Source organism: Cellulomonas sp. (genome assembly GCF_017744555.1).
Taxonomy (GTDB): Bacteria; Actinomycetota; Actinomycetes; order Actinomycetales; family Cellulomonadaceae; genus Cellulomonas.
In genome coordinates this window covers 1-6,519 of sequence record NZ_JAGIBD010000064.1, presented here as the reverse complement: position 1 = coordinate 6,519, position 6,519 = coordinate 1, and the positions used below count along the sequence as shown (strand labels likewise).

Annotated in this window: 7 protein-coding genes and 1 pseudogene; all 8 read right to left on the bottom strand. The window is 74.4% G+C overall.

Annotated features, from left to right (window positions below):
* Positions 1-292, bottom strand: a pseudogene (locus tag J7523_RS19780) (hypothetical protein); the annotation flags it as partial.
* Complete coding sequence (locus J7523_RS19775) at positions 282-635, bottom strand: hypothetical protein (RefSeq protein ID WP_070318375.1); 354 nt, start codon at positions 633-635, stop codon at positions 282-284. The pseudogene J7523_RS19780 and the gene J7523_RS19775, both read right to left, overlap by 11 nt.
* The gene (locus J7523_RS19770) at positions 632-1,369 is read right to left on the bottom strand and encodes a cupin domain-containing protein (RefSeq protein WP_291890421.1); all 738 of its coding nucleotides are present in this window, start codon (positions 1,367-1,369) and stop codon (positions 632-634) included. The genes J7523_RS19775 and J7523_RS19770 overlap by 4 nt, the downstream gene beginning before the upstream one ends.
* Positions 1,366-2,505: a sedoheptulose 7-phosphate cyclase gene (locus J7523_RS19765; RefSeq protein WP_291890420.1), complete on the bottom strand. Its 1,140-nt coding sequence runs from the start codon at positions 2,503-2,505 to the stop codon at positions 1,366-1,368. The genes J7523_RS19770 and J7523_RS19765 overlap by 4 nt, the downstream gene beginning before the upstream one ends.
* Positions 2,506-2,507: 2 nt before the next feature.
* Positions 2,508-3,740: an acyltransferase gene (locus tag J7523_RS19760; RefSeq protein WP_291890418.1), complete on the bottom strand. Its 1,233-nt coding sequence runs from the start codon at positions 3,738-3,740 to the stop codon at positions 2,508-2,510.
* Entirely contained in the window at positions 3,715-5,328 is a 1,614-nt protein-coding gene (locus J7523_RS19755) for an FAD-binding protein (RefSeq protein ID WP_291890416.1), read from the bottom strand. The genes J7523_RS19760 and J7523_RS19755 overlap by 26 nt, the downstream gene beginning before the upstream one ends.
* Complete coding sequence (locus J7523_RS19750; protein WP_291890414.1) at positions 5,325-6,212, bottom strand: hypothetical protein; 888 nt, start codon at positions 6,210-6,212, stop codon at positions 5,325-5,327. Before J7523_RS19750 ends, J7523_RS19755 begins: the two co-directional genes overlap by 4 nt.
* A gap of 37 nt (positions 6,213-6,249) precedes the next feature.
* On the bottom strand, positions 6,250-6,519 hold a 270-nt coding region (locus tag J7523_RS19745; protein WP_291890412.1), incomplete at its 5' end, for an SDR family oxidoreductase.

Sequence of the window (6,519 nt, the reverse complement as noted above, 5' to 3'; positions counted from 1 at the left end):
CCGGCACGTCCGCAGCGGCGACGCTGAGCGCGGCAGCCGCCGCGAACACCGCGCCCGCGACGACCGCACGCCGCAGGGGCGCGGCGCGCAGCAGCAGCGCGCCGGGGACCGCGACCACGGCGGTCGCCGCGGCGTACGCGGTGGACCCGAGCGCGACGCGCTCGACGCCCGCACCCAGGTCGCGCGCGATCGTCGAGACGGCTCCCACCGGCGCCATCTCGACGGTCACGGCGAAGAACACGGCGACGGGCAGAGCCGCGCGCGCGGCCGCGTCCCGCAGGTCAGACGGCACGCTCGGCCACCGGCAGCTCGGGCACGCGGGGCGGCAGCGCCGCCGTGACGCGGGCCGCGAGCCCCCGCACGCTCAGCACCGCGGTCGGCACGCGGGCCGTCAGCTCGCCTCCGGCGCCCTCCGGCACGAGCACGACGCTCCCCGGGCCCGCGGTGCCGCCGTCGACGTCCACCTCGCCGGACAGGACCACGACCAGCTCGTCGACGCCGTGCGGGGCGTCGAAGGAGAGCCGCTCGCCGGCACCCAGCCGGTGGTGCTCGACCGACTCGGTCTCGCTGTGGAGCATGCCGCGCCGCACGAGGCACGTCCACGTGTCGTCGGGGTCGACGCGCGTGACGATCATGCCGGCCCCACGCGCAGCTCGACCGTGAACAGCTCGCAGTCCTCGGCGGCCGTGAGCCGCCCGCGCGCCCCGGCCGGGACGAGGAACGCGACGGGCGCCGTGACGCTGCTGGTCGCGCCGGGCAGGTCGAGGACCACGGAGCCGGCGTTCACGAACCCCGCGATCTCGCTGCTGTCGGCCCCCGTCACCAGCTCCTCCCCCGCCAGCAGGACGTGGCGGTCGACGGCCACCAGCGGGCCGTCGAAGACGGTCGTGGTGTCGACGTGGGGCGTGACGGTCAGGTCGGTGAGGTGCACGGGCACGGGGCGGCTCCGGGGGGTGACGGGCCCCGGCGGTGCCGGGGCGGCGAGGGCGGCCTGCGTGGCCGGGGCGAGCGTCTCGACGACCCACCAGCTGAGGTCGTGGTCGCCCGTGTTGCGCAGGCCGTGCGTGTTGCCCGGCGGCGTGAGCGCGAGCGACCCGCGACGGACCGCGTGCGGACGACCGTTGAAGAAGAACTCGCCCTCGCCGTCGAGGACCAGGTAGATCTCCTCGGTCCGGGTGTGGCGGTGCTCTCCGCTCACCGCACCGGGCGGCAGCGTGGCCCACTCGACGGCCTCGGTGGGCGACTGCAGCTGGCGTCGCGTGTAGAACGCCTTCCATCCGGTGCGGCCGGGGCTGCCGTGCACGCCGTGGATCACGGCGTGCACGGCAGGGGTCCGCGGCGGCGGCGCCGGGAGACCGGTGACGTTCACGCCGTCGCCTCGAGCCCGGCCGTCGAGAGGACCGCGACGGCCTGCAGGCCCGCGGCGATGTCCTCACGCGTCACGTCGTCGACGAACGTCGCGGCGCCGATGCCGACGGGCAGCGGCAGGCGCTGCCGCCCGTCGCGGTGCCGCGTCGTGTCCTCGAGCGCCCGGACGAGGTCGTCGAGGCGCATCGCCGGGTGCGTGGTCGGCAGCCCGAGACCCGTGAGCGTCGCGAAGACGCGGTCCGCCTGCTCGGCGGTGACGAGGCCACGGTGCAGCGCGACGCCCGTGGTCAGCGCCATGTCGAGCCCCACCGCCTCGCCGTGCAGGAGCTCGGGCAGGGCGCGCATCTCGATCGTCGGGCTGAAGGTGTGCCCGTAGTCGACGACGCGCTCGAGGACGTGCTCCCAGAGGTTCGGGCGGAGCTCGTCGAGCATGCCGCCGATCGCCCGCTCGAGGATCTCCCGCTCGACGGACGTGCCGGACTGGAACCGGGACCGCAGGACGGCGGACCCGTGGGCCTCGAGCAGGTCGAACAGGCGCTCGTCCTTGATGAGAGCGATCTTGAGGATCTCCGCGAGGCCGTTGGACACGTGCCGGGCGTCGAGGGTCGCGAGGAACGTCGTGTCGAGCACGCTGCGCGAGGCCGCGAAGTAGGTCCCGATCTTGTTCTTCCCGGCCCGGAAGTTCACGCCGGTCTTGACCCCGACGCTCGCGTCGACGATCCCGATGAGCGTGGTCGGCACCCGGACGAACGGTGTGCTCCTGCGGTAGATGCTGCTGGCGAAGCCGACGATGTCCGTGAGCACTCCGCCCCCGATCGCGATGATCGGCTCACGGCGCCGGTCGAGCTTGAACGCGTCGACCGCCTCCAGGACGGTCTCGACCGCGGACCACTGCTTGCTCGCCTCGCCGTGCGGGAGGACGAGGACCTGGTGATCGCGCAGGTTCGTCCGCGCGTAGGCCCGGATGCGGTCGCCGTAGAGCTCGTCGACCGTGCTGTCGGTGACGATGAGGCGACGCGCGCCGCGCTCACCGTCCAGCAGGGCGGGGTTGTCCGGGTGGAGCACGTCGGTGGTGGTCTCGACGCGGTACTCCACGGGATGGTGGGCGGACACGGTCCAGGCGCTGGCGATGGTCATGATCAGACCTCCTGTGACGACGCGGTGGCGGGGACGGTGAGCGGGACGACGGCGGGAACGGCGGGTGCTGCGGGGGCTGCGGGTCGGCGCCGTGCGGCTCGCGACGGCAGCCGCAACGCCCGCAGGCGCGTGTTGGCGGGCGTCTCGACCCAGCGCCAGAGGGCCCAGGCGGCGCCGAGGCTGACGGCGAGGACGAGCGCGACCAGCAGGACCGCCCCGAGCGGCGGCAGGCCTGCCGCGGGGACGAACCGGCGCGTGGCGGTGAGCACGATGTCGTGCACCATGTAGAGCGCGAACGAGATCTCGCCGAGCCGGACCGCCAGGGGCGTGGTGAGCACGGCGGGCGGCGTCGGAGCCTGCGCGACCGCGACGACCAGCGCCGTCACGGGCAGCACGAACACGGCGTCGAGCGTCCACAGCACGGGCACGACCAGACTGAGCAGGTAGCCGGCGGCGACGAGCCCGAGCGCCACGACCACCGGCACGCGGGGCAGCGCACCCTCCCGCACCGCGCGGGCCGCGAGCATCCCGAGCCCGAACTCCAGGAACCGGACCAGCGGGAACGCGTACACCGACCACACCTGCAGCACCGAGGCCCCGAGCAACGGCGACTGGGCGTGCGCGGGGCCGAAGACCGCCCCGACCGGCAGCTGCTGGGCCACCAGCGGCAGGAGCACGACGACCACGACCACGGCCGCTCCGGCGGTGACCAGGTGGCGCCGCGGCACGCGTGCGACGAGCGGCAGGGTGACCGGGAAGAGCGCGTAGAAGACCATCTCGGCGGACAGCGACCAGCTCGGGTGGTTGATGCTGAAGAAGGCCGTGTCGCGCGGCACCCAGGAGTGCAGCAGGAGCAGGTTGGCGCCCGCCTCCCACACGAGCGCACCCCCGAGACCGGCGACGGCCAGGGCCACGGCGAACGTCACCACGTGGTTGGGCACGATCTTGGCGACGCGGCGCCACAGGAACCGCCCGGGGGTGTCCCCCGGACGCGCGGACCACGTGAGGACGAAGCCCGACAGGACGAAGAAGAACGTGACGCCGAGCCAGCCACCGTTGCGCAGCACGCCCTGCAGGGGGTCGACGAGCGCGGGTGCGTCGAGGAAGAAGCGGTTGAGGGACAGGTGGAAGACGACGACGACCAGCGCGGCGAGGAAACGCAGGCCGGTGAGCGCGTCGAGGCGACCGTGCGGCGCGCCTGCGGGCTGGTCAGCTGACCGGGAGGCTCTGTGCATGGCTGAAGAGTCCCTTCGGGTCGTAGGCCGCCCGCGCCCGGACGAGGCGCGGGAGGTTGTGCTTGTAGTAGAGGTCGAGCGAGCTGAGGCCCGAGGTGTTGTGGGCCGGGTCGTCGAGGTCGGTGTCGGCGTAGTTGACGAAGGCGCCGTCGGTGTCGGCGTTCGGGACGGGGACGCCGCCGGTGTCCGCGAACATGGCCGCGTAGGTCGAGCGGGTCCACGCCAGGTTCGCGGCGTCGTCCTCGGGGTCGTCCCAGATGGACACCACCTGGAACTTGATGATCGAGTCACGCTGCGCGACGGCGGTCGCGTCGGGGGCCACGGTGTTCACCGCCCCGCCGTAGGACGCGATCATGAGCAGCGCGCCGGGGTGGGAGAACGACGGGTCGGTCAGGGCGCGGTAGGCCGCCGCGACCGCGGTCGGGGTCCAGGTGCGACGCAGGTACGCGGACTTGCCGTCGAACCTGCGCGTCGGGTCGGGTCCGGTGAAGCCGGTCCACTGCGTCCCCTGCAGCCAGGGCACGCGTCGACGCTGCAGCACGGTCGGCACCGGGATGCCCTGTGAGAGCGCTCCTACGTGACGGTCGAGGACGCCGTCCGCGTCGGGCACGCCCGCGTCGACGACCGTGTCCAGGGTGATCGTGCCGTTGGCGCGGTGCCAGGTCTTGAGCTGCGAGAACAGGCCGGCCTCGGGCGTGCCGGCCGCACTGTGCTCCTCGTGCCAGCGCCCGTGGTTCGCGAGCAGCCGCCCGAAGGTCGCCTCGTCGAGGTCGTCCCACCGCCACGCGACGGTCGAGAGGATCACGTGCCGCGGCGGGGTGGGCAGGGCGGCCTCGGGCCGGTCGCCCGCGGCCGCCGGCGACCGCAGCCAGTACCGCGTCGCGACGCCGAAGTTGCCGCCGCCACCGCCCGTGTAGGCCCACCACAGCTCGTGGTCGGGGCTGCGGGGGTCGCGCGTCCCGATGGACGTCCGCACCGCGCCGTTCGCGCGCACGTGCACGGCCTCGACCGCGGCGAGGTGGTCGACGACGAGGCCGTCGCGGCGGTTCATGCTGCCGTAGCCGCCGCCCGCGATGTGTCCACCGGCCGCCACGGTGGGGCAGTTGCCGGCCGGGACGTACACGCCCCACTGCTTGTAGAGCAGCTGGTACACGGCGCCGAGCTGGGCCCCCGCACCGACCTCGAACGCGCGCCGACGCGGGTCCCAGCGCACCTGGTTCATCGCCGCGAGGTCGATGATCGCGGTGACGTCGTCGTTCGAGACGAAGCTCTCGTACCCGTGGCCGCCGCTACGGACGGCGGGCCGCAGCCCTAGCCGCTGGATCGTCCGGATCTCGGCCGCGACCTCGCTCGCGTCCCGCGGGAAGGCGATCCGTCGCGGCGACCCGATCCACCGCAGGTTGGTGCCCTGCCGCAGGTCCTCCCACTGCTCGGAGGCCGGGGTGACGACCCGGTACGGACCCGGCGCGGGCGGACGCGCGTCCTCGGGCGGCGCGTCGACGCCCCGGAGCCCGAACCCGGCGAGCGCCGCGGCCCCGAGCGTCGCCGTGCCCGCGCCGAGGAACGCGCGTCGTGAGGTGGTGGTCATGCGGGGACCCTCCGTGCGATCGGGGTGCGGGTGTGCGCCGCACCGTCCTCGTACGGCAGGGTGCCGTCGGGGAGGTTGATGAGCTCGAGCTGCACCCCGGTGGGTGACAGCACGTAGTTCCAGCGGTCGCCCGCGATCGGGCCGTCCGTGATCGTCTCGGGCTCGCCGAGCGGCACGAACCCTCCCGCCTCGAGGAGCGCCGCGCGCGCCGAGTCGACGTCGTCGGCGTGGAAGGCGACGTGGTGCCCGCCGACGTCGCTGTTGGCGGGACGCGGTCCCGCACCGGGGGCGTCGAGCACCGCGACGGCCACGCCGCACTCCCCCGCGAGCACGACGCCGCGGGCGCCGAACGCGTCGACGCCGCCGGTCCGCCGCAGCCCGAGCACCGACTGCAGCTCGTGGACGAACGGCGCGACGTCGCCCCGATGCACGAACAGGGCGCCGAGCAGCTCGTCCTTCCCGGGCTGCAGCGCGAGCGCGATCCCCGACGGCAGCAGCACCTCGAACCCGCCCGGGGTGTGCGCCGGGCGCACGGCCGCCACGCGGGCGAGCTCGCGCGCGGCGGCGGTCGGGTCGGGTGTGCGCTGCAGCAGCGCGAAGCCGCCCGCCTGACCCGGCAGCGGACCGGGACGGCGCGGCCCGTCCCCGGCGTACTCGAAGAGCTCGAGGTTGACGGCGAGCGCGTTCACGGCCGCGACCCGCAGCGTGAACGACCCCCGGGCGCCCAGCTTCTCCGTCATCCACCCCGGGTACGGCTCGTCGAGGGGCCCCTCGACGTAGCAGAGCCCTGCGCCGAGCGCGTCCCCGAGGTCCCTGACCGCGTCGTCGAGGTTCGGGACGGTGAGCCCGAAGTGGTCGATCCCCCGTGTCGGTGCGTGCGACATCTGCCCCCCCTGTCAGTGTCGTGGCCGTGCTGGTCGGTCAGAGCTGGGTGCCCCCGGTGGCGTCGAGGACCTGCCCGGTGACCCACCGCGCGTCGTCGGACGCGAGGAACGCGACGGCGCCCGCGACGTCGTCGGGGCGTCCGACGCGCCCGAGGCTGGTGCTCGCGGCGACCTGGGCGATCGCCTCGGGGTTGTCGCGCAACCAGCTGGCGTTGATGTCGGTGTCGATGACGCCGGGCGCGACGGCGTTCACCGTGATGCCCCGCGGGCCGAGGTGCTTGGCCAGCGTGAGGGTGAAGGCCTCGAT

Excerpts from the sequence above, each read along its gene's own strand:
- J7523_RS19775 (WP_070318375.1), bottom strand. The coding sequence starts at position 635 with ATGATCGTCACGCGCGTCGACCCCGACGACACGTGGACGTGCCTCGTG.
- J7523_RS19765 (WP_291890420.1), bottom strand. The coding sequence starts at position 2,505 with ATGACCATCGCCAGCGCCTGGACCGTGTCCGCCCACCATCCCGTGGAG.
- J7523_RS19760 (WP_291890418.1), bottom strand. The coding sequence starts at position 3,740 with ATGCACAGAGCCTCCCGGTCAGCTGACCAGCCCGCAGGCGCGCCGCAC.
- J7523_RS19755 (WP_291890416.1), bottom strand. The coding sequence starts at position 5,328 with ATGACCACCACCTCACGACGCGCGTTCCTCGGCGCGGGCACGGCGACG.
- J7523_RS19750 (WP_291890414.1), bottom strand. The coding sequence starts at position 6,212 with ATGTCGCACGCACCGACACGGGGGATCGACCACTTCGGGCTCACCGTC.